General features: G+C 73.1%; 20 protein-coding genes and 1 riboswitch. Of the genes, 3 read left to right on the top strand and 17 right to left on the bottom strand.

Features of this window, described 5'->3' with window-relative positions; translation table 11 throughout:
• Positions 1-157: 157 nt before the first annotated feature.
• The 6 genes from ACFYWG_RS04910 to ACFYWG_RS04935 form a co-directional block, all read right to left on the bottom strand.
• Entirely contained in the window at positions 158-730 is a 573-nt protein-coding gene (locus tag ACFYWG_RS04910) for a GAF domain-containing protein (protein WP_383510834.1), read from the bottom strand.
• A gap of 60 nt (positions 731-790) precedes the next feature.
• Complete coding sequence (locus ACFYWG_RS04915; protein ID WP_383510832.1) at positions 791-1,420, bottom strand: ATP/GTP-binding protein; 630 nt, start codon at positions 1,418-1,420, stop codon at positions 791-793.
• Positions 1,398-1,769 (bottom strand): DUF742 domain-containing protein, encoded by a 372-nt coding sequence (locus ACFYWG_RS04920; RefSeq protein WP_333935161.1) that lies wholly within the window; start codon positions 1,767-1,769, stop codon positions 1,398-1,400. The genes ACFYWG_RS04915 and ACFYWG_RS04920 overlap by 23 nt, the downstream gene beginning before the upstream one ends.
• 2 nt (positions 1,770-1,771) lie before the next feature.
• On the bottom strand, positions 1,772-2,206 hold the full coding sequence (locus ACFYWG_RS04925) for a roadblock/LC7 domain-containing protein (RefSeq protein ID WP_086564018.1): 435 nt from the start codon (positions 2,204-2,206) through the stop codon (positions 1,772-1,774).
• 65 nt (positions 2,207-2,271) lie between these two features.
• Positions 2,272-4,626, bottom strand: a complete 2,355-nt coding sequence (locus tag ACFYWG_RS04930; RefSeq protein ID WP_389199318.1) for an ATP-binding protein — start codon at positions 4,624-4,626, stop codon at positions 2,272-2,274.
• 569 nt (positions 4,627-5,195) lie between these two features.
• Positions 5,196-6,464 carry an MBL fold metallo-hydrolase gene (locus ACFYWG_RS04935; protein ID WP_389199320.1) on the bottom strand — a complete coding sequence of 423 codons (1,269 nt, stop codon included), beginning with the start codon at positions 6,462-6,464 and terminating at the stop codon, positions 5,196-5,198.
• A 128-nt stretch (positions 6,465-6,592) separates the two neighbouring features.
• Here ACFYWG_RS04935 and ACFYWG_RS04940 point away from each other — a divergent pair, with 128 nt between their 5' ends.
• Together ACFYWG_RS04940 and ACFYWG_RS04945 are read left to right on the top strand one after the other, a co-directional pair.
• Positions 6,593-7,771, top strand: a complete 1,179-nt coding sequence (locus ACFYWG_RS04940; RefSeq protein WP_385421414.1) for a Glu/Leu/Phe/Val dehydrogenase dimerization domain-containing protein — start codon at positions 6,593-6,595, stop codon at positions 7,769-7,771.
• A gap of 63 nt (positions 7,772-7,834) precedes the next feature.
• Positions 7,835-8,449, top strand: a complete 615-nt coding sequence (locus ACFYWG_RS04945; protein WP_376324562.1) for a TetR family transcriptional regulator C-terminal domain-containing protein — start codon at positions 7,835-7,837, stop codon at positions 8,447-8,449.
• A 21-nt stretch (positions 8,450-8,470) separates the two neighbouring features.
• Here the strand turns inward: ACFYWG_RS04945 and ACFYWG_RS04950 are convergent, their stop codons facing one another.
• Together ACFYWG_RS04950 and ACFYWG_RS04955 are read right to left on the bottom strand one after the other, a co-directional pair.
• Positions 8,471-9,256 carry an SGNH/GDSL hydrolase family protein gene (locus ACFYWG_RS04950; RefSeq protein WP_376324992.1) on the bottom strand — a complete coding sequence of 262 codons (786 nt, stop codon included), beginning with the start codon at positions 9,254-9,256 and terminating at the stop codon, positions 8,471-8,473.
• A 243-nt stretch (positions 9,257-9,499) separates the two neighbouring features.
• Positions 9,500-10,432, bottom strand: a complete 933-nt coding sequence (locus ACFYWG_RS04955) for a peptidoglycan DD-metalloendopeptidase family protein (RefSeq protein ID WP_385421412.1) — start codon at positions 10,430-10,432, stop codon at positions 9,500-9,502.
• Positions 10,433-10,436: 4 nt separating this feature from the next.
• Positions 10,437-10,593, bottom strand: a riboswitch (cyclic di-AMP (ydaO/yuaA leader).
• A gap of 644 nt (positions 10,594-11,237) precedes the next feature.
• Between ACFYWG_RS04955 and ACFYWG_RS04960 the strand changes: the two genes are divergently transcribed.
• Positions 11,238-12,035, top strand: coding sequence for a tyrosine-protein phosphatase (locus ACFYWG_RS04960; RefSeq protein WP_383504890.1), 798 nt, complete (start codon positions 11,238-11,240; stop codon positions 12,033-12,035).
• Between the two features lie 15 nt (positions 12,036-12,050).
• Here ACFYWG_RS04960 and ACFYWG_RS04965 read toward each other — a convergent pair whose 3' ends face one another.
• The 9 genes from ACFYWG_RS04965 to ACFYWG_RS05005 form a co-directional block, all read right to left on the bottom strand.
• Positions 12,051-12,170, bottom strand: a complete 120-nt coding sequence (locus tag ACFYWG_RS04965) for a DUF6126 family protein (protein WP_376324553.1) — start codon at positions 12,168-12,170, stop codon at positions 12,051-12,053.
• On the bottom strand, positions 12,167-12,814 hold the full coding sequence (locus ACFYWG_RS04970) for a helix-turn-helix domain-containing protein (RefSeq protein ID WP_383504894.1): 648 nt from the start codon (positions 12,812-12,814) through the stop codon (positions 12,167-12,169). The genes ACFYWG_RS04965 and ACFYWG_RS04970 overlap by 4 nt, the downstream gene beginning before the upstream one ends.
• Positions 12,815-12,880: 66 nt before the next feature.
• Positions 12,881-14,296: an aspartate aminotransferase family protein gene (locus ACFYWG_RS04975; RefSeq protein ID WP_385421409.1), complete on the bottom strand. Its 1,416-nt coding sequence runs from the start codon at positions 14,294-14,296 to the stop codon at positions 12,881-12,883.
• The gene (gene dxs / locus ACFYWG_RS04980; RefSeq protein WP_389199325.1) at positions 14,293-16,188 is read right to left on the bottom strand and encodes a 1-deoxy-D-xylulose-5-phosphate synthase; all 1,896 of its coding nucleotides are present in this window, start codon (positions 16,186-16,188) and stop codon (positions 14,293-14,295) included. Before dxs ends, ACFYWG_RS04975 begins: the two co-directional genes overlap by 4 nt.
• 29 nt (positions 16,189-16,217) lie before the next feature.
• Positions 16,218-17,375: a flavodoxin-dependent (E)-4-hydroxy-3-methylbut-2-enyl-diphosphate synthase gene (ispG, locus tag ACFYWG_RS04985; protein WP_389199327.1), complete on the bottom strand. Its 1,158-nt coding sequence runs from the start codon at positions 17,373-17,375 to the stop codon at positions 16,218-16,220.
• Between the two features lie 4 nt (positions 17,376-17,379).
• Positions 17,380-18,402, bottom strand: a complete 1,023-nt coding sequence (gene hpnH, locus ACFYWG_RS04990; protein ID WP_385421403.1) for an adenosyl-hopene transferase HpnH — start codon at positions 18,400-18,402, stop codon at positions 17,380-17,382.
• 5 nt (positions 18,403-18,407) lie between these two features.
• Complete coding sequence (locus ACFYWG_RS04995; protein ID WP_385421401.1) at positions 18,408-19,049, bottom strand: 1-hydroxy-2-methyl-2-butenyl 4-diphosphate reductase; 642 nt, start codon at positions 19,047-19,049, stop codon at positions 18,408-18,410.
• Positions 19,049-21,091 (bottom strand): squalene--hopene cyclase, encoded by a 2,043-nt coding sequence (shc, locus tag ACFYWG_RS05000; protein WP_383504913.1) that lies wholly within the window; start codon positions 21,089-21,091, stop codon positions 19,049-19,051. Before shc ends, ACFYWG_RS04995 begins: the two co-directional genes overlap by 1 nt.
• A gap of 122 nt (positions 21,092-21,213) precedes the next feature.
• The gene (locus ACFYWG_RS05005) at positions 21,214-22,281 is read right to left on the bottom strand and encodes a polyprenyl synthetase family protein (RefSeq protein WP_376324532.1); all 1,068 of its coding nucleotides are present in this window, start codon (positions 22,279-22,281) and stop codon (positions 21,214-21,216) included.
• Positions 22,282-22,288: the final 7 nt, after the last annotated feature.

Consider the following 22,288-nt stretch of genomic DNA (forward strand, 5'->3'; position numbering starts at 1 on the left):
AGGAACCCCTGGGCCGGGAGAGGAGTGGGATCGCACAGCAATCTGCCGTATCCGGCGCACCCGGTCCATCGAGGTTTTCTTAAGCGCCGCCTCAGCTTTGCTTCACGCCCGGGGGCGGCCGGCGCCGAGGACTCGACGGGGCCGCGGGGGTGAGGGCTCAGCGGGGCGGCAGGCCGCCGCGGCGCTCCAGGTCCGCGCAGAGCAGCGCGGCGTGCTCCTTGATCGCCGTCAGGCCGGCCGTCCCCCAGGGCCGCGGCTGGACGTCGGCGACGCTGACGGTGCCCAGCACGAGCCCGGAGCCGTCCAGGAGCGGCGCCCCGAGGTAGGAGCGGATCCCGAACTCGTCGACCACCGGATTGCCCGCGAAGCGCGGGTAGTCGCGGACGTCCTCCAGGGCCAGGGCCTTGCGCCGCGCCACCACGTGGAGGCAGAAGCCGTGGTCGCGGGGCAGCACCCGGCTCAGGCGCGTGCCGGTGCCGTCGCTGCGCACGGCGGGCGGTACGGCCGGGACGTACAGGCCCGCGTAGAACTGCCCGTGCGGACCGGGGAAGTTGACCATCGCGTACGGCGCCCCGGTGACCTCGGCCAGACGCAGCGCGAAGGCGTCGAGGGCGGGTTCGGGGTGTTCCCCCAGGCCCATCCCGCGCAGTCGGCGAGCGCGGGCGGGGGCCTCCTTGTCCTCCGGGGTGAGCAGGAGACGACCGGCCGGGCGCGGCGGGTCGTAGGTCATGGGCGTGCTCCCGGGCTGTGGGCATGCGTCATACAGGAACTCCGTGGCGGTGTCGGACGGTCACATGTGGGCGCTGTACCCCGTCGTGGGGGCGGGCGTGTGGGCGATGAGATGGCGCACCAGGGTCAGCAGGGTCTGCACCCCTGAGCTGGAGATCCGGGCGTCACAGCGGACGACCGGGATGTCCGCGGGCAGGTCGAGGGCGCCCCGCACCTCCTCGGGGTCGTAGCGGTGGGCGCCGTCGAACTCGTTGACGGCGACGATGAATCCGAGTCCGCGCTGCTCGAAGAAGTCGACGGCGGCGAAGCACTCCTGCAGGCGCCGCGTGTCGGCCAGGATGACCGCGCCGAGCGCGCCCTCGCACAACTCGTCCCACATGAACCAGAAGCGCTCCTGGCCGGGCGTGCCGAACAGGTACAGCACGTGTTCCGCGTCGAGGGTGATGCGCCCGAAGTCCATCGCGACGGTCGTCTCGAGTTTGTTCTCGATGCCGTCGAGGTTGTCGGTGGCCGCGCTGACGGTGGTGAGCAGCTCCTCCGTGCTGAGCGGCGCGATCTCGCTGACGGCGCCCACGAAGGTGGTCTTGCCCACGCCGAATCCGCCCGCCACCAGGATCTTCAGCGCGGTGGGGAAGGGATCGGCGCCGTGGCCCGGGCCGCCGGCGTAGTCAGAGCTGTCGTCGTAGTCCATCGAGCACTGCCTCCAGAAGGGCCCGGTCCGTCGGGTTGTGGTGGAACGCGGGGGGCTTGGTCGTCAACGCCCCGCAGTCGACGAGGTCGGCCAGCAGGACCTTGGTGACGGCCACCGGCAGTTTCAGGTGGGCGGCCACCTCGGCGACCGCGACGGGCACCCGGCACCGTTCCAGCGCCTGGGTGTGTTCGGGGCCCAGATAGCCGAGGGGGGTCGCCCCGGTGGCCATTACCTGTGACACGAGGTCGAGCGCGACGGTGGGACGGGTCCGGCCGTTGCTGACCGTGAACGGGCGCACGAGCCGCCCGGCCGCGTCGTCGAGCCAGGGCCCGTCACCGGCCGCCGTCACGCTCAAGGCCTCATCGCCGGGGATTCGACGGACTGCTGCCGGGGCGCGGTCACCAGGTAGGGGCGGACGCTCTTGACCAGCATGGCCATCTCGTAGCCGAGCACGGCCGCGTCGGCCTCCCGGCCGGCGAGCACGGCCAGGCAGGTCCCGGATCCGGCGGTCGTGACGAACAGCAGGGTCGAGGCCAGTTCGACGACGACCTGCCGTACGTCGCCGCCGTCGCCGAAGCGGACCCCGGCGCTGCGGCCCAGCGAGTACAGGCCGGAGGCCAGGGCGGCCATGTGGTCGGCGCTGTCGGGGTCGAGACCGTGCACGGACTTCACGAGCCCGTCGCAGGACAGCAGCACCGCGGCACTCGTGTGCGGTACGCGCTGCACGAGGCCGCTCATCAGCCAGTCGAGGTCGGATACATGGGCGGTCGGCGCGTCGCTCGCCATGGTGGATCGACTCCTTGGGGTACGAAGGTCTGCGGGAGCGCTGGGGGTGGGGGTGGCGGGGGTGGTCATCCGGCGGGGGCGCTCCCGTCCCGCCGGTCGGTGGTTCTGTGCTCGGGCCGGAGCCCGGGGGCCGGGACGGCCGGGGATGCCTCGGGGGGAAGCGCCTCCGGACGCACCGGCCGCAGCGGGCTGAGGCGTCTCGGCGCGGTGTCCTGGTGCGGCGGATCCGTGGGGGCGGGGTCCATGGGCGCGGGATCCCTGGGCGCCGGACCTGTGGGCGCCGGACCCATGGGTGTCAGCGCCATGGGTGCCGGACCCGTCGCTGACGGAACCACGTGCCCCGGATCCCTGTGTGTCGGCTCCATGTACGCCGGCGCCACGTGTGTCGGCTCCATGTGTGTCGGCTCCATGTGCGCCGGATCCAGGGGCGACGGCTCCGTGTACGCCGGCTCCCTGTGCACCGGGGCGAGGTGGGGCGGTGTGGTGTACGCGGACTCCATGTGGGCCGGCACCGTGTCCCCCCACGCCATGTCTCCGGCCTCCAGGCTCTGCTGGGTCTCGGCGAGGCTGATGCCGCGCTGGAACGCGGCCATCAGGCCCGGGTCGTGCCCCACGACGAACTCGGTGTCCTGGCGTGGGACGGGGCCGTCGCGCAACTGGGGTGCGATGTGCTCCTGGGCGCGGCGGCGCGGCAGTTGGGGCTTGCCCATGGTGCCGCGTACGGCGCCGTTGCGCGGGGTGGGGGGCGCGGACCCGTGCTCGGCCAGGGCAGGGCGGTCCTCGGGCTTGATGCCGGGCGCCGCGTCGGCCGGGGTGGGCCGCTCCCGCCGCGCACCGCGTACGGGCAGGGGCGCGGGGGGACCGGCGGGAGCGGCGGCCCGCCGGCCACCCGGGTCGGCATCCCTCCCGGCCGCGTGCTGCCCGGAGCCACCGGCTGCACCCCCGCCGCCGAATCCGTCACCGGAACCGAAACCGTCACTGGAACCAGCACCGGCACCGGCACCGGCAGGCGCCTGCCCGTGCGTCCGGTCCAGCCCGCTCCGCTGCTGCGGCCCGCTCTGCCCGTTCAGCCCGTGCCGCTCCTGCTGCCGCTCCTGCTGCGGGCCCAGTCCGTCCTGCCCGGGCCCGCCGGTCTGCGGGAGCGGCACAGTCCGGCCGCCGGCCACCGCCCCGCCCTGCGGTTCCGCACCGCCCGGTGCCCCGGCCTCCGTCCCGAGCAGCGCCTGCGGCACCACGAGCACGGCCTGGACGCCGCCGTAGATGTTGGACTGCAGGCGGACGGTGATGCCGTGCCGCCGGGCGAGCTGCGAGACGACGAAGAGACCGATCCGGCCGTCCGCGAGGAGCCGCGCCACGTTCACCTGGTCGGGGTCGGCGAGCAGCGCGTTCATCCGCGCCTGCTCCTCGACGGGCATGCCGAGGCCGCGGTCCTCGACCTCGACGGCGAGCCCGGACGTCACCAGGTTGGCGCGGAGCAGGACCTGGGTGTGCGGGGCGGAGAACACCGTGGCGTTCTCGACGAGTTCGGCCAGCAGGTGGATGACGTCGGCGACGGCGTGCCCGCGCAGCTGCCCGTCGATCGGCGGGACGAGTTTGACCCGGGAGTACTGCTCGACCTCGGCGATGGCGGATCGCAGCACCTCGGTCATGTCGACCGGGTTGCTCCACTGCCGCCGGGAGACGGCCCCGCCGAGCACCGCCAGGTTCTCCGCGTGACGGCGGATGCGGGTGGCGAGGTGGTCGACGTGGAAGAGCCCCTTGAGCAGCTCGGGGTCCTCCATCTCGTTCTCCAGCTCGTCGAGGAGGGAGATCTCGCGGTGGACCAGCGACTGCAGCCGCCGGGCGAGGTTCACGAACACCTCGAGCTTCTGCTCGCTGCCCGCCTGGCTGGAGAGCTGGGAGGCCTGGACGACGGCGGTGACGGCGCCGTCGTGCGCGCGGGACAGGTCGGCGGTGAGGAGGTCGAAGTCGTCGGCGTCCCCGCCGGGGCCGCCGCCGCGGCCCTGCGCGGAGGGCTGCGGGGGGCCGTCGCCCCGGCGCAGCGCTTCCACCAGGGCGCGCAGGTCGGCTTCGCGGCGCGCGGTGGCGCGGCGCAGGACGCCGACGCGGTCGTGCACGGACCGCGCGGCCCGGCCGGCGGCCACCGCGGCGACGCCGATGCCGACGAGGGTCACCGACAGGGCCCCGGCGAGCACGGCCCACAGCGTGAGCCCCGGGCGTGCGCCGGTGGAGCGGACGGTGAAGAGGACGGCTGCGCAGCCGCTGAGGGCGACGGCGACGGGCGGCAGTACGGCGATGCGCAGCAACTGGGACCGTATGTGCGTCTCGGGCAGCCCGTGTGCGGTGCGGGACGCCGGCCGACCGTGCCGGCCGCCCTCACGGCGGTCTGCGCGTGGGGCCGGTGCGCGGAGCTGTGACATCGGTGTCCTCGTGCTGGTCCGTCGGGCGTCGGTTCCGGGGGCGCTCGCGGGAGCGCCCCCGGGTTCGCGTGGCCGTTGCCGCGCCGGGGCGCTCGCCGAGGTGCGCCCGGTGTCACCGGGCCGCCGGCGTGCGCCGCGGGTGTCGGCGGCCTCGCCGCGCGGCCGTCCGGGAGCGGACCGGTCCGGGTTCGCGTGACGTCCCGTCCCGGGGCTCGCGGCGGCACCGGCGTCGGTGGTGCGCGGGCAGCGGGGGTCCCCGCCGCGTCGACTCCCTCGTCCGCCTTGCGCCTGCACGTGCCGGCCCCCGCTCCTTGATCCGTCCGTTCCCCGACGGCCACTGACAGTAGTCGTCAGCGCATCATGTGCGGTGGGCAGTTGACAAACTCATACGGAGAGCGTCCCGCTCTGGTATGAGGTCTCGTACGACAGACCGATAACCCCCTCAAGGATTCGGCTAGCAAGGACAAATTTTCGATCCGACCTGGTCAGAACCGGTCACACGCAGACGGCGAGGGCCGGGGAGCCCTCCGCTCCCCGGCCCTCGCCGTCCGTCGTGCGTGCGCCCCGGGTCAGCCCGCCGGGAGCGACTCGGGGTCCTCGGTGCCCGTGCCGGACTTCCGGACGCCATCACTCTCCGTATCGGCCTGGGCCACGGCTGCCCGGTCGGACACCGTCTTGACGGTGCTGCCGGCGACGGCCTCGGCGGCCGCCGGACGACGGCCGGACGGGGCGAGCGCCACCCCGCGCCACCACGGCTCCGAGGGGACGGTCGCGGCCGTCGGCTCGAACGGCTCGCCCGGGTGGGGCAGGGCGACCCGGGCCCCCACGGCGCGGGCGGCCCGCAGCGTCCCCTCGCCCGGCTCCGCCCACGGGTGCGTGGCCAGGTTGAAGGTCGCCCAGTGGATGGGCAGCATCAGGCCGCGGTCCGGTCCGCCCTGGAGGTCGAGGTGGGCGCGCATGCCCTCTTCGGGCGTCATGTGGATGTCGGGCCAGAAGTCGGAGTAGGCGCCGATCTGGATCATCGTGGCGTCGAACGGGCCGTGCGCGGCGCCGATCTCCCTGAAGCCGTCGAAGTAGCCGGTGTCCCCGCTGTGGTAGATCCGGTGCTCCTCGCCCCGGACGACCCAGGAGGCCCACAGGGTGTGCTGGGTGTTGCGCAGGCCGCGGCCGCAGAAGTGCCGGGCCGGGGTGGCGGTCAGGGTGAGCCCGCCGACCTCGGTCGACTCGTGCCAGTCGAGCTCGCGCAGCCGCGAGGCAGGCACCCCCCAGTGCTCCAGGTGGGCGCCGACGCCGAGCGGGACCGCGAAGAGCGTGTCCGTACCGGCCAGCGCCTTGATGGTGGGCATGTCCAGGTGGTCGTAGTGGTCGTGCGAGACGACCACCACGTCGACCGGGCCGAGCGCGGCGAGCGGCACGGGGACGGGGTGCAGCCGCTTGGGGCCGGCGAAGGGGAACGGCGAGCAGCGCTCGCCCCACACCGGGTCGAACAGGACCCGCCGGCCGTCGATCTCCGCGAGGACGCTGGAGTGCCCCGTCCAGGTCAGCCGCAGACCGGTGGCCGGGGGCCGGGCGATGTCCGCGAGCGTGGTGGAGTGCACCGGCACGGCGCCTTGCGGGGTGCGCCGCGGCCGGGTGTCCTTGTCGAAGAAGACCTTCGCGAAGTCCAGGGTGGAGCCCGAGGGCCGGGTCCGCGCGGGGCCGCCGGGGTTCTGGAAGACCCCGTCCTCGAAGTGGGGCGACCGGCGGATGCGCGCCATGCGCTCGCCGCTCGGGTCCGCGCCGAACGCGCCGGGGCGCAGCGCGCGGAGCCCGGCGCTCAGGGTTCGGAAACCGGCCACGGTACCTCCAGGTGGAGTCGGTCAGGCTTTCCATTATGGTCGGCCCCTCCGGCCCCACCCGTGCGCAGGCGTCCCGGCAGGGTAGATACTGACCGGCGATTCAGTAGCCCGGCGCCGAAGGAGCCCGCATGGCCACCCCCCTGATGTCCCTCACCTGGACCGATCACCTCACCGGCCGGCAGGGGTTCCTGGTCGTCGACCGGCTGGTGCGCGGGGTGGCCAGCGGCGGCCTGCGGATGCGGCCCGGCTGCACGCTGGAGGAGGTGACGGGCCTGGCCCGCGGCATGACCCTGAAGGAGGCCCTGCACTACGACCCCGCCGGCCGCTACGTCCCGCTCGGCGGCGCCAAGGGCGGCATCGACTGCGACCCGCGCGACCCGGAGGCGTACCCGCTCCTGGTGCGCTACCTGCGGGCGATGCGCCCGTACATCGAGCGCTTCTGGACGACCGGGGAGGACCTCGGGCTCAGCCAGGACGTGGTGGACCGGGCCGCCGCCGAGGCCGGGCTGGTCTCCTCGATCCAGGCGGTGTACCCGCTGCTGGACGACGAGGCGCAGGCGCGGCGGCGGCTGGCGGACGCCTTCGCCGTCGAGGTGGACGGCATGGGGCTGGACGAACTCGTCGGCGGCTGCGGGGTCGCCGAGGCGGCCCTCACCGCCCTGGACCGGGCGAGAGTGCCGTACACGGGGACACGGGTGGCGCTCCAGGGGCTGGGCACCATGGGTGGGGCCACCGCCCGGTTCCTGTCCCGCGCGGGGCTCACGGTCGTGGCCGTCGCCGACCTCAAGGGCACGATCGCCAACCCGGCGGGGCTGGACGTCGAGGCGCTCCTCGCCGCCCGCGACGCCCACGGCACGGTCGACCGCGCGGCGCTGCGCCCCGGCGACCGCGAACTGCCCGGCGACGCCTGGCTGTCGGCGCGGGCGGAGGTGCTGGTGCCGGCGGCCGTGTCGTACGCCATCGACGCCGAGAACCAGGAGCGCGTCACCGCCCGCTGGATCGTGGAGGCGGCCAACATGCCCGTACGGGCGGAGGCCGAGCCGCCGCTGGCGGCGCGCGGGGTGACCGTGCTGCCGGACGTCGTGGTCAACTCGGGGACGAACGCCTGGTGGTGGTGGACGCTGTTCGGGGACGTCGGCCCCGACGCCGAGGAGGCGTTCGCGCACACGCGGCGCGCGATGCGGGCCCTGGTCGGGCGGATGCTGGCCCGCGCCGAGGCCGAGGGCATCACGCCCAGGGCCGCCGCCCACGCGCTCGCCGCGGACCGGCTGCCGGAGCTGGCGGACCGGTTCGGCTGGTACCGCTGAGGCTGCGCGACCCGGCCGGATCCGGGCGCCGGGGGCCGCTCGGGCCGTGGATAGGGTGAGGGCGTGACGAGAGTCCGGTTGAGTGTCGCCGAGCGGCGCGGGGAACTGCTGCGGGCCGCCATCGAGCAGATCGAGGCGCGGGGGGTGGCGGCGGTCAGGATCGCCGACGTGGCCTCGGCGCTCGGTGTGAGCAACGCGCTGGTGCTCTACCACTTCTCCTCGAAGGAGCAGTTGGTGGCCGCCGCGTTCCGGCACGCGGCCGAGGCCGACCTCGCGCACCTGCGCAGGCTGCTCGGCCGCCGGGCTCCGGCGCTGCGCCGGCTGCGGTCGGCCGTGCGGTGGTACGCGCCGACCGGCCAGGCCAAGGGCTGGCGCCTGTGGATCGAGGGCTGGGCGGCGGCGCTGCGCGAGCCGGCGCTGCGGGAGGTCACCGAGGACCTCGACCGGCAGTGGAAGGCCGCCCTGACCGAGGTCATGGCGGAGGGCGTGGCGGCGGGCGAGTTCCCCTGCCCGGACCCCCGCGCGGCGGCCTTCCGCCTCACCGCCCTCCTCGACGGCCTCGCCGTCCAGCTGACGTCCTACCCGGGAACGGTCTCCCGGACCCGCGCCCAGCAGTGGGCGGACGAGGCCCTCGCCCGCGAACTGGGGCTGGAACCGGCCGCGTCGCCCGCGGGGTAGCGGCCGGCCCCGGTCCGGGTCTCACGCCACGGGAGCGATCCGCAGCCGGATGTCGTCCGGGGACAGCGTCCCCTTGGCCGTCACATGGTCGCCCGAGGACTCCCCGCGCAGCCGGCGCCCGATCCACGGCACCAGGAACTCGCGCGCCCACTGCACGTTGTCGCGCCGTACGTCGAACGCCCCGCGCGGCGGCAGCGGCGGCCAGGCCTGCTCGGGGTCGGCCGGCACGTCCAGGCCCATCACCTGGCCCGCGCGCAGCGCCACCCGCGTGTGCCCCTCGGGGGACAGGTGCAGCCGGTCGGCGTCCCACGCCCGGCGGTCCTGCACGCTGCGCAGGGACCACAGGTCGAGCACCGGGCAGCCGTGGCGGTCGGCGATGGCCCGGACGTGTCCGTTGTAGGTGGCGATCTTGCCGCGCAGGTGCTTGAGCACGGGCACGCCCCGGGTGTCGAACCCGGTCGTCACCATCACCGTGCCGGCCGCGGCGGTGAGCTGCCGCAGCGCCCGCTCGAAACGCTCGGCCACCTCGTCCGGGTCGGTGCCGGGCCGGATGATGTCGTTGCCCCCGGCGCAGAAGGAGACGAGATCCGGGGCCAGTTCGACGGCCCGCGGCACCTGGTCCGCCACGATCTGGTCGAGGAGCTTGCCGCGCACGGCGAGGTTGGCGTACCGGAAGTCGCCCTCGGGCCGCAGGTCGGCGAGCAGGACGGCGAACCGGTCGGCCCAGCCGACGAACGCCCCGTCGGGACCGGGGTCGCCGACCCCCTCGGTGAAGCTGTCCCCCAGCGCCACGTACGACCCGATCACTGCTTTGCTGTCACTCTTCGAATCGTCTGCCACAGCCGTTCATGATTCACCCTCGAATGTGACCTACGCGACCGTAGGCAAGGCTTGACGGACGGTGAGAAAGGCCACTTACCAAGGGTTCGCCAACTCCGGAACACGCAGGCCCCCGCGGGCGTTGCGCCTGGAACTCGGAACACACCGAAGGCCGGACCCGGGGAACGGGGTCCGGCCTTCGACGGCGTGTCAGGCAGGTGGTGAGGCGGGTCAGCCGACGGAGACGCCGTGCGAGCGCAGGTAGGCGACCGGGTCCACGTCCGAGCCGTAGTCCGGCGTGGTGCGGATCTCGAAGTGCAGGTGCGGCCCGGTGACGTTGCCGGTGGCGCCCGACAGGCCTATCTGCTGCCCGGCGGTGACGGTCTGGCCGGCCGAGACGGACAGCTGCGACAGGTGGGCGTACTGGGCGTAGTTGCCGTCGCTGAGCTTGATGACGACCTGGTTGCCGTACGCGCCGCCCCAGCCGGCGGAGACGACCGTGCCCGCGCCGACGGCCTTGAGGGAGGTGCCGGTCGGGACGACGAAGTCGACACCGGTGTGGTAGCCGCTGGACCACATGCTGCCGGACATCCGGTAGGGCGTGCCGACGGTGGCGCCGTCCACCGGCGCGGCGAAGCCGGAGGCGTTGCTCTGGGCGGCGGGCTTGGCGGCTGCGGGCTTGGCGGCGGTGTCCGCCTTGGGGGCGGAGTCCGCGGACGACCGGGTGGACGACTTCTTCGCCGGCTTCTCGGCGGGGGCCTTCGGCGCGGGCTTCGCCGGGGCCTGACCCGCGGCGGCCTTCTTGCCGATCGAGAGCTTCAGGCCCGGGTGGATCAGCGACGGGTCGTCGCCGACGGCGTCGCGGTTGTCCGCGTAGAGCTTCTTCCAGCCACCGCTGACGTGCTGGTCGTCGGCGATCTTCGCGAGGTAGTCGCCGGCCTTCACGGTGTACGTGCGGGTGCCGGCGGCCTTGTCGGCGGTCTTCTTCTCCGCGGCCGGAGCGGACTGGACCGCCTTCTCCGGAGCCGTCTGCGGGGTGGCGGCGTGGGCGCCGGCGGCCCCCATGAGCGGCAGTGCGAGAGCGGCGCCACCGGTACCGGCGACGGCGATGGAACGGGTGAAACGCTGGGTCTTGGGACGGCGGTGCTTACCCTTCGCGGGCATGGCGAATTCCTCTCCGTCGCCTGCGAGGTGAGCTGTCGGGTGCGGGCTGGAGATGCCCGGCCGCGCCGAGGCGCGGCTTAACCCCAAGCCGTTCCGGGAACCGGAACAGGCGTGGTACCTGTGGGTCCCCCGCTCCTGCCGTGCGTCGGGTCAGTGTGTGCGGGCTCCGGGCGGCGGCAGGATTAGGCGTCCGTCCGGATCGGTGTGGAACGTAAGCGACCGGGACGCGAAGGGACAAGCTTGCGGTTGCGGGTGACGGTGTTTTTTGTGGGACGCCCGCGCATTCCCCGTCACCGAGCGTGGATTTCCGATCTTTCCCTTTCCTCAACACCCCTGCTGTTCGCCCGAATTACGTGCACATGGCGACAACGCATCGTCACGGATATGACGATGGTCACGCGACTCCTCCCCATCTCCTTTACGACCGGGGCACGTTATGGCGAAGCGGCCTAAGCGCCTCATTCGGACAGAACGGCCACTTCTCCTCAAGGTGGGCGACGCAGCAACAGGACGAAGCGGCGGGAAATTCGCCCGTTTCACGGCATTGGCACGCTTGCTCCTGCTTCAGTCCGCTCAAGAGCACGCCCCGATGACGCGGGCGGCCCCCACGCGCGCGGAGTGGATCCGGATGGCGCCCTGCCGGACGGCGAGCCGGTTCGAGCGGTCCGGTGGCGCCCGAGGCGCACACCCGCAGGACCTGGGACAGCGCCTGTGGACGACCTCGTTGCCCCAGGCAGGCATGTCGTATCGTCGAGTCGTGCCCGCCGGCGAGCCGCGGCGGCGGCACCGATGGGGAGGAGCCCTCGTGACGCAGCAGGTCCCGTCGACCGAGCCGGAGCTGACCGGAGTGCGCAACTTCCGCGATGTCGGCGGACTGCCGACCGTGGACGGCCGGCGGGTGCGCCAGGGCGTGCTGTTCCGCAGCGGCCACCTCGCCCACGCGACCGGCGAGGACGCCGCCTTCCTGACGGCCCTGGGCCTGCACACGATCTTCGACTTCCGCAACGCGGCCGACCAGAAGCTCGAAGGGCCGGACGTCACGCTGCCGGGCGTGCGCAACGTGAACCTGCCCCTGAGCGACCCGGCCGACGGCGCCGAGTTCTGGAGGATGGTCCGCGACGGCGACCTGGACCAGCTGCGCGCGATCCTCGCCGACGGCAAGGGCGCGGCCCGGATGATCGCCTCGTACCGGTCGATCATCAAGGACCGCACCGCCGAGCACTCGCGCGTGCTGCACGCCCTGGCCGAGGACAGCGTGCCCGCACTCATGCACTGCGCGGCGGGCAAGGACCGCGCGGGCCTGTCGGTGGCGGTGACGCTGCTGGCGGTGGGCGTCGAGCGGGAGGCGATCGTCGACGACTACCTGAAGTCGAACGCCAAGCACCGCCGCTACAAGGTCCACCGCAGCAGCTCGCACGCCTCGGCCTACTCCCCCGAGGTCATGGAGCTGCTCAGCCCCCTCTTCGACGCCCGCGCCGAGTACCTGACGGCCGCCTTCACGACCATCGAGGAGACCTGGGGCGGCGTCGACGCCTATCTGGAACAGGGCCTCGGGCTCACCCCGCGGACCCGGGAGCGGCTGCGCGAGCGGCTCCTGGACTGAGGCCCCGGACCGGGCCTACTTGGCCCCGACCTCGAACAGCAGGTAGATGAACGCGGCGAAGACGTGCCCGAGGATGAGGTAGACCAGCAGGCGCACCCACAGGGCCCGGGGGAACTTCTCCTCGAAGTCGCTCATGTCAGGTCTCCAGGGTTGGGGCCCAGGCACAGGGCGGCCGTCGGGCTCTGCAGCAGGGTGTGGACGAAGAGCAGATCGACGCCGTCGTGGTCCTCGGCGGCGATGCGGTGCGGGGTCAGCGAGTCGAAGTGGGCGCTGTCGCCGGGCCCCAGGCGGTGCACGGTGTCCGCGAGGCGCAGCCGCAGCCGGCCCCGCAGCACGTGCAGCCACTCCTCCCCGGGATGGACGCGCACGATGTCGCCCTGGGAGCCGTGGGGGACGTGGACGCGCAGCGCCTGCATCCCGCGGCCGGGCGCGCCGGCCTGCCAGTAGGTCCAGCCGCCCGCGGCGGTGGGTTCCATGTCGGCGGCGCGGATGACGGAGTCCCGTTCGGCGACCGTCTCGCCGAGCAGTTCGGAGACCGTCGTACCGTAGATGCGGGCGAGAGCCAGCAGCATCGGCAGCGAGGGCTGGCGCCGGCCGGTCTCCAGTCGGGACAGGTGCGCGGGCGACAGCCCGGCGGCACGCGCCGCGGCCTCCAGCGTCAGGGAGGCCTGCCGCCGCAGTGCCCGCAGCTGGGGCGCGACCACGGCCGGCAGGGCGTCGGGTGCCTGGTCGGCCGGCGAGCCGGCCCCGGGGGGCCGCTCGCTCTCGGAGGAGCTCATGCCTCCATTCAGCCGGACCTTTGCCTCTGCGGCAAATTTCTTGCCTCCCAGGCAAAAGCACCGGGTTCAGCGGTTGGCGACCGCCTGCTTGACGAGGGTCTTGCCGAAGTCCCACACCAGTCCGCCGTCGTGGGCGTCGTCCATCACGGCCGTGAACGCCTCGACGAACCGGTCCACCTCCCGCTCCCCGATGATCAGCGGCGGGATCAGCTTGATCACCTCCATGTGGTCGCCGGAGACCTGGGTGAGGATCCGGTGCTTCTGCAGCAGCGGCACCACGACCATCTGCGCGAACAGCCCCTTGCGCGCCGCCTGCAGCATCGTCCAGCGGCTGCGCAGCTTCAGCGACTTCGGACGGCCGAACTCGATGCCGATCATCAGCCCCCGGCCGCGCACCTCGGCGAGCATCTCGTACCGGTCCGTCAGCGCCGCGAGCCGGGAGCGCAGCCGCTCACCGGTGGCCCGGACGCCGGCGACGATCTGCTCGTTCTCCATCACCGACAGCACGGCCAGGCCGGCCGCCATCGCCTGGGCGTTGGAGCCGAAGCTCGCCGAGTGGACCAGCACCCGGTCCATGGACGAATAGACCTTCCTGAAGATCCAGTCCTTGCCGAGGGTGGCGCCGACGGGCACGTAGCCGCCGGACAGCGCCTTGGCCACGCACACCAGGTCCGGCTCCACGCCGTCCTCGTGCTGGTAGCCGTAGAAGTCGCCGGTGCGCCCGAGTCCCGTCTGCACCTCGTCGGCGATGAGCAGGGCCTTGTGCCGGTGGAGCAGGTCCTGCGCGGCCCGCATCCAGCCGGGCGGCCCCTCCAGCACGCCCTTGCCCTGGATCGGCTCCACGATCAGGGCGGCGACGTCCCCCTTGCGCAGCTCCCGCTCCAGCGCGTCGAGGTCGCCGAGCGGTACGGCCGTGTCGGGCAGCAGCGGGGCGAAACCGTCGCGGAAGGCGGGCTCGCCGTTGACGGACAGGGAGCCGGTGGTCAGCCCGTGGAAGGCGTGCGCGCAGTACAGGACCCTGGGCCTGCCGGTGACGAACCGGGCGAACTTCAGCGCGCCCTCGACCGCCTCGGTGCCGCTGTTGCCGAAGAACACCCGGTCCAGGTGCGGGCTGTGCGCGAGCAGCTTCTCGGCCAGCAGGCCGGGCAGCGGCTGGCAGTCGAAGCGGGTGAGGTCGGCGAGGGAGGCGTCCAGCACGTCGTGCAGCGCCTTGCGGACGACGGGGTGGTGGCGGCCGAGCCCCATCACCCCAAACCCGGCGAGCATGTCCAGGTAGTCGTTGCCGTCCGCGTCGTAGAAGTAGGCGCCCTCGGCGCGCTCGTAGACCTTGTCGAAGCCGATGGTGTGCAGCATGCGCGGGAGCTGGTGGTTGAGGTGCCGGCTGTGCAGCTCGTAGCGCTCGGCCCCGCGCTCGGCCAGCAGGGCGGCGAGGTCGAAGCCCCCGGCCTGCGACGACTCCGACGCGGATTCGGCGGTGGTCATTCCTGTGACTCCTTGGAGTGCTCTTGCCCGGCGGTCAGGCTCGCGCTGATCCGTCCGGCGATCTCGACGGGGGTCAGGCCGATGTCGGCCAGGACCTCGGCCCGCTTGGCGTGCGCGAGGAACTGCTCGGGGATGCCGAACCGCCGCACGGGCACGTCGACGTCGGCGTCCCCGAGGGCCAGCGCCACGGCCGAACCCACTCCGGCGGCCCTGCTGTTGTCCTCGACGACGGCCACCATGCGGTGCTCGGCGGCCAGGGCGGGCAGCGCGGGGTCCACGGGCTTGACCCAGCGGGGGTCGACGACGGTGCAGCCGATGCCGCGGTCCTCCAGCAGCTTGGCGGCCCGGAGGCAGACCGGCGCCATCACGCCGACCGCCACCAGCAGCACCCGCGGGTCCGGGACGCGGTGCAGGACGTCCGTCCCGCCCACCCGGTCGATCGCCGGGACGCGCTTCCCCACGGACTCCTTGGGGAAGCGGATGAGGGTCGGCGCGTCGTCCACGGCGACGGCCTCCCGCAACTGGGCGCGCAGCTGGTCGGCGTCCCGGGGCGCGGCGATGCGCAGCCCGGGCACGACCTGCAGGACGGACAGGTCCCACATGCCGTTGTGCGAGGCCCCGTCGACGCCGGTGACCCCGGCCCGGTCCAGCACGAAGGTCACCCCGCAGCGGTGCAGGGCCACGTCCATCAGCAGCTGGTCGAAGGCGCGGTTGAGGAAGGTGGCGTAGACGGCGACGACCGGGTGCAGTCCCCCGGTCGCCAGGCCGGCCGCGGAGACGGCCGCGTGCTGCTCGGCGATGCCGACGTCCCACACCCGGTCAGGGAACCGCTCGGCGAACGCGCCGAGGCCGACCGGGTGCAGCATGGCGGCGGTGATCGCCACCACGTCGTCCCGTTCCTCGCCGATCCGCAGCATCTCCTCGCCGAACACGGACGTCCAGGAGGGGCCGCCCGCCGGGGAGAGCGGGGCGCAGGTCAGCGGGTCCATGACGCCGACGGTGTGGAAGTGGTCCTCCTCGTGGGCGAGGGCGGGCCCGTAGCCGCGCCCCTTCTCGGTGAGGCAGTGCACGAGGACCGGTCCGTGGAAGCGCCCGGCGCGGCGCAGGGCGGACTCGACGGCCGCGATGTCGTGCCCGTCGACCGGGCCGACGTACTTCAGGCCCAGGTCCTCGAACAGGCCCTGCGGGGCGAAGGCGTCCTTGAAGCCCTTCTTCGCGCCGTGCAGGGCCTCGTAGAGGGCGCCGCCGACCAGGGGTGTGCCCTGGAGCAGGTCCTTGCCCCAGGCCAGGACCTGCTCGTAGCCGTCGGTGGTGCGCAGGGTGGCGAGGTGGTCGGCGAGCCCGCCGATGGTGGGGGCGTAGGAGCGCTCGTTGTCGTTGACGACGATGATCAGCGGACGGTCGCCGGCGGCCGCGATGTTGTTGAGGGCCTCCCAGGCCATGCCGCCGGTGAGGGCGCCGTCGCCGACGACCGCGACGACGTGCCCCGTCCCGCCCCGCACCTGGCGTGCCTTGGCGAGTCCGTCGGCCCAGCCGAGCGCGGTGGAGGCGTGGCTGTTCTCGATGACGTCGTGCTCGGACTCCTCCCGCGAGGGGTAGCCGGACAGGCCGCCCTTGCCGCGCAGTTTGGAGAAGTCCTGCCGGCCGGTGACCAGCTTGTGGACGTAGGCCTGGTGGCCGGTGTCCCACAGGATGCGGTCGGCCGGCGACTCGAAGACCCGGTGCAGGGCCAGGGTCAGCTCCACCACGCCCAGGTTGGGGCCCAGGTGGCCTCCGGTCCTGGCGACCGCGTGCACCAGGAACTCCCGGATCTCCCCGGCCAGTTCACCCAGGTCCGCTTCGGACAGCGCCTTCAGGTCGCCTGGTCCCCGGATGCTCTCCAGAATCGTCACGCTCGGGCCCCCTTCGGTTTCCGTGCTGCTCAGCTCACGGTGACGGCGGGCTCCCCCGGCCCCACGCCGTCCTGCTCCATCTGCGCGGCGAGTCTCGTCGCCTCGTCGATCAGCGTCTCGACGATCTTCGACTCGGGGACGGTCCTGACGACCTCGCCCTTGACGAAGATCTGCCCCTTGCCGTTGCCGGAGGCCACGCCCAGGTCGGCCTCCCGTGCCTCGCCGGGTCCGTTGACCACGCAGCCCATGACGGCGACGCGCAGCGGCACCTCCATGCCCTCCAGCCCGGCGGTGACCTCCTCGGCGAGCTTGTACACGTCGACCTGGGCGCGTCCGCAGGAGGGGCAGGAGACGATCTCCAGCCGGCGTTCCCTGAGCCCCAGCGACTGCAGGATCTGGATGCCGACCTTGACCTCCTCGGCGGGCGGCGCCGACAGCGACACCCGGATGGTGTCGCCGATGCCCTGGGACAGCAGCGCCCCGAACGCCACGGCCGACTTGACCGTGCCCTGGAACGCCGGTCCCGCCTCGGTCACGCCCAGGTGCAGCGGGTAGTCGCACTGCTCGGCGAGCTGCCGGTAGGCCTCGATCATCACGACCGGGTCGTTGTGCTTGACGGAGATCTTCAGGTCGCGGAAGCCGTGCTCCTCGAACAGGGACGCCTCCCACAGGGCGCTCTCCACGAGCGCCTCCGGGGTGGCCCTGCCGTGCTTCCGGAGCAGCCTGCGGTCCAGCGATCCGGCGTTGACACCGATCCGGATCGGCGTGCCGTGGTCCTCGGCGGCCCGGGCGATCTCCCCGACCCGGTCGTCGAACTGCTTGATGTTGCCGGGGTTGACCCGGACGGCCGCGCAGCCGGCCTCGATGGCCGCGAAGACGTACTTGGGCTGGAAGTGGATGTCGGCGATCACCGGGATCTGCGACTTGCGGGCGATGACCGCCAGAGCGTCCGCGTCGTCCTGCGTGGGGCAGGCGACCCGGACGATCTGGCAGCCCGAGGCGGTGAGCTCGGCGATCTGCTGCAGCGTGGCGCCGATGTCGGCGGTGCGGGTCGTCGTCATCGACTGCACCGACACCGGGGCCCCGCCGCCGACGGCCACCGGGCCGACATGGAGCAGGCGCGAGGCGCGCCGGGGTGCGACCGGCCGGGCCGGCACCTCGGGCACGCCCAGCGGGACGGCGGTCACGTCCTCACTCCCGGTTCGCGGAGACCGTCTCGCGCAGGGCGCGCAGCGACTCCTTGAGGGATCCCATGGTGGCCAGGACGGCGGTGGGCTCGTAGCCGCAGTGCGCCATGCAGTTGGCGCAGCGCGGGTCCTTGCCGCGGCCGTACTTGTCCCAGTCGGTGTCCTCCACCAGTTCCCGGTACGTCGGCACGTAGCCGTCGCTCATCAGGTAGCAGGGGCGCTGCCAGCCGAAGAGCGAGTAGTTCGGGATCGCCCATGCCGTGCAGGGGAAGTCGACCTTGCCTTCCAGGAAGTCCAGGAAGAGCGGGGAGTGGTTGAGCCGCCAGCGCCGCCGGTTGCCGCCCGCGAAGGCCTTCCTGAACAGCTCGCGGGTCTGCTCGACGCCGAGGAAGTGCTCCTGGTCGGGGGCCTTCTCGTAGGCGTAGGCGGGCGAGATCATCATCTCGTCGACCTCGAGGTCGTCGTTGAGGAAGTTCAGTACCTCGATGATCGTCTGCGGGGTGTCGGTGTTGAAGAAGGTCGAGTTGGTGGTGACCCGGAAGCCGCGCCGCTTGGCCTCCTTGATCGCCTCCACGGCCTCGTCGAACACGCCCTCCTTCGCCACGGACTCGTCGTGCCGCTCGCGCAGTCCGTCGATGTGCACCGCGAAGGCGAAGTAGGGGGACGGCGTGAACTTGTCCATCTTCTTGCGCAGCAGCATGGCGTTGGTGCAGAGGAACACGTACTTGCGCCTGGCCACCAGCTGGCGCACGATCTCGTCGATCTGCGGGTGCATCAGCGGTTCGCCGCCGGCGATGGAGACCATCGGGGCACCGGACTCCATGACGGCGCCCACGGCCTGGGCGACCGGCATCCGCTGCTTGAGCACTCCGGCGGGGTGCTGGATCTTGCCGCATCCCTCGCACTTGAGGTTGCAGGCGTACAGCGGCTCCAGCTCCACGATCAGCGGGAACTTGTCCCTGCGGCGCAGCTTCTGTTCAGCCAAGTACGTAGCGACCTTGATGGACTGTCGGAGCGGCATGGCCATCTGGCTCACCTCCTGGGGAGCAGCAAGGAACGGTGCCATTCGAAGAAAGCGGGAAGGACCGAACGAAGAACACGGAAAGCTGATATTCCACCGCGCACCGTGCCGATCCGGACGAGTTCATGTTCAGGAGCGTCCACGACCACCCGGACGGCCGCAACCGGGCGCTCGCCGCCGCGCACGGCGCTCAGGAGCGTGGCGGCGGACTCCATGTCGACGGCGATCGCACCGGTGGCGCGCAGCGCGGAGCGCTCGGGGCCGCGGACGACGTGGTCGGAGCCGGTGAGCGGACCGGTGTGCACGGTCCTGCCCGGTACGGCGCGGGCCAGGGCCTTCACCAGCAGGCCGGTCCCCACGCAGGCGGTCGTGGCGCGCGGGTCGCGGGTCTCCTCGGCGACGACGAGGTCACCGGGATGCATGCCGGGTGCCAGCCCGGCGCAGAAGCCGGTGGCGAGCACGGCGGCGCCGGCGAGGGCCGGGTCGGCGAGCATCCGTGTGACGGCCCGCTCGGCCGCCGCCGGTCCCATCCCGGTGCGCACCACGGTGACCGGCCCGCCGGCCCCGCCCCGGCCGCCCGCGCGCAGGGCGAACTGCTCGATGCCGAGCGCGCAGGCGATCAGCAGCGGGCCGGGGGCGGACGGGGTGCCCATCAGTCGGCCTCGGCGGCGAGCCGGTAGTCGCCGGCGTCCCCCGCCGTCCCGATCATCCGGAGCCGGTCCGCGAAGGGCTCCCCGTGGAGGTACCGGCCGAGCGCGGTGAGCGGGAACACCTGCCGGTAGAGGTGGTAGTTGATGGAGAAGTCCCACGGGAAGCCCGTCCCCGTGAAGTACGGCTCGTCCCAGGAGCCGTCCTCGCGCTGGGTGGCGGCGAGCCACTCGACGCCGCGTTCCACGGCGCGGGAGTCGCGCTCCCCCGCCGCGAGCAGCGCCATCAGCGCCCAGGCGGTCTGGGAGGCGGTGGAGGCGCCCCGGCCGCTCCACCGCGCGGGGTCCCGGTAGGAGCGCAGGTCCTCGCCCCAGCCGCCGTCGTCGTTCTGCACGGACTCCAGCCAGCCCACGGCCCGCCGGATCGCCGGGTGCGCGGCGGGCAGACCGGCGGCGGTCAGGGCGGGGACGACCGATCCGGTGCCGTAGACGTAGTTGACGCCCCAGCGCCCGAACCACGAGCCGTCCGGCTCCTGTTCGGCCAGCAGCCACTCCACACCGCGCCGGGTGCGCGGGTCGTGGGAGAGCCCTTCGACGGCGAGCATCTCCACGACGTGCGCGGTGACGTCGGCGGAGGGCGGGTCGACGACCTCGCCGAAGTCGCAGAACGGCAGCCGGTTGGGCAGCGGGCTGGTGTTGTCGGCATCGAAGGCGCCCCACGCGCCGTTCCTGGACTGCATGCCGAGCGTCCAGCGCACCCCGCGCCCGACGGCCCGGTCCAGCCGCCGCGGATCGTGGTGGTCGATCCGGCGCAGCGCCAGGATCACCTCGGCGGTGTCGTCGATGTCGGGGTAGTTGTCGTTGTGGAACTCGAACGCCCAGCCGCCGGGCGGCAGTCCGGGCCGCCGCACGGACCAGTCGCCGGGCCGGACGATCTCCTCGCCCAGCATCCAGTCGGCCGCCTTCACCAACTGCGGGTGGTCGGCGGGCAGTCCGGCGTCCACGAGCGCGATGGCGGCCAGGCACGTGTCCCAGACCGGCGACTGGCACGCCTCGATCATGCGGGCCCCGTCCTCGCGCCACACGGCGAACCGGTCCAGGGAGGCGAGCCCTTCCCGCATGACCGGGTGCTCCAGGTCGTAGCCGAGCAGGTGCAGGGCGATGATCGAGTACACGGCCGGGGGCTGGATGCCGCCCCAGCAGCCGTCGTTCTCCTGCCGCTCGATGATCCAGCGGGCGGCGCTGTTCATGGCCGCCCGGCGCAGACTCCGCGGCGCGACCTTGCGCAGGGCGTGCAGGGCCCGGTCCATGCGCTGGAAGGCGCCGTCCCAACTCAGCGGCGGCGCGAAGGGCTTGAGGGGGTTCGGGTGCGCCGGGTCGGTGTGCAGCTCGTCGAGCGGGAAGGGTGCGGGGCGCACCGGGCGCTTCGCGGAGACCACCGTCAGCGGGACGATGGTCTGCCGGGCCCAGCAGCCGAAGTCGTAGATGTTGAGCGGCATCCACTTGGGGAGGAAGAGGAGCTCCGGCGGGAGTTCGGGCAGGTCCTCCCACTTCCACCAGCCGAACAGGGCCAGCCAGATGCGGGTGAAGACCCGGGCCGCGGCGATGCCGCCCTGCGCGCGGACCCAGGCGGCGGCCCGTGCCATGTGCGGGGCGTCGGGTGCGTCGCCGGCGAGGCGCAGCGCGACGTAGGCCTCGACGGTGGCGGAGAGTTCGCCCGGCCCGCCGTGGAAGGTGGACCAGGTGCCGTCCGCGCGCTGCTCGCCGCGGATGAACAGGGCGGCGGCCTGCGTGGTCCTCTCGTCGCGGATGCCGAGGAACTGGCGCAGCAGCAGGTCCTCGGCGTCCATCGTGACGTTGGTCTCGAGGTCGCCCTTCCACCAGCCCTGGGGGTCCTGGCGGGAGAGCAGGTGGTCGGTGGCGCGCCGGGCGGCGCGTGCGGCGGCCTGCGGTACCCCGGCCGCCCCGGGGGTGTGCGTGTCGGTGTCGCTGGCCGCGGCGGCGCGGGGTGGCAGGGCCCCGAAGCTTCCGTCGGTCGTCGCTGTCATGGCTTCCCCTTCGTGCAGTCCTGCAAGGTGTGCATCTGCTGTGGGTCCGCCGTCGGCCGGTACCTGGGTGCTGCTCGCGGCACCGGCCGGCGACTACGCGAGGGTTATTCGGCCGATAGTGATCATCTCTTTCGTACGACGACGAAGTCCGCGAGCGCCGTGAACTGCTCCCGCACCCGGTCGGGCATGTCGACGGCGTCGAGGGCCTCGATGGCGATGGTGTGCTGGCGGCGTGCCTCACCGGCGGTCCACTCGCGGCCGCCGGCCTCCTCGATCAGGGCGGCGCGGGCCGCGAACTCCTCCTCGGAGAAGTGCGCGAAGTCGCTGGCCTTGGCGTCGGCGGCGAGCAGTTCGCCGAGCCGCTCGGAGGCGGGGCCGCCCGCAGCGAGCGCGGCCACCACGGGCAGCGACTTCTTGCGCTGGCGCAGGTCGCTCCAGGTCTGCTTCCCGGTGGCGTCGGGGTCGCCCCAGATGCCGAGGAGGTCGTCGACGGCCTGGAAGGCGAGGCCGAGGTGGTAGCCGTACTTCTCCAGGGTGTCGGCGGTGCGGTCGTCGGCGCCGCCGAGGACCGCGCCGATGGAGCTGGCGCAGGCGAGCAGGGCGCCGGTCTTGTTGCCCTCCATCTCCAGGCACTCCTCGACGCTGACGCGGTCGCGGTGCTCGTAGGAGATGTCCTGGGCCTGGCCGTCGATCAGGGCGCGGGTGGCGGTGGTCAGACGGCGGGTGGCGCGGCCGGCCTCGACGGTGCCGAGTTCCAGCAGCACCTCGTTGGCCAGGGCGAACAGGGCGTCGCCCACCAGGATCGCCTGGGCGGGGCCGTGCACCTTCCAGACCGTGTCGCGGTGGCGGCGCTGCTCGTCGCCGTCCATGAGGTCGTCGTGGAGGAGGGAGAAGTTGTGGACGAGCTCCACGGCGACGGCGCCGGGGACGCCCGTCTCGGGGGCCGCGGACATGACCTCGGCGGACAGCACGGCGAGGGCGGGGCGCACGGCCTTGCCGCCGTCGCCGTCCGCGGGCCTGCCCTGGGCGTCGATCCAGCCGAAGTGGTAGGCGGCAACAGTGTCCATGGGAGGGGCCAGGCGGTCGACGGCCGCCCGCAGTACCGGAGTGGCCAGGGTCCGGCCGCGCTCCAGCAGCGCGGTCACGTCCACCGCCTCGGCAGTCCTCGAGGCCGGGGGCACAGTGGGCACAGTCTCT

Origin of the sequence: Streptomyces sp. NPDC003456, assembly GCF_042878735.1 — a bacterium.
Lineage (GTDB): Bacteria > Actinomycetota > Actinomycetes > Streptomycetales > Streptomycetaceae > Streptomyces.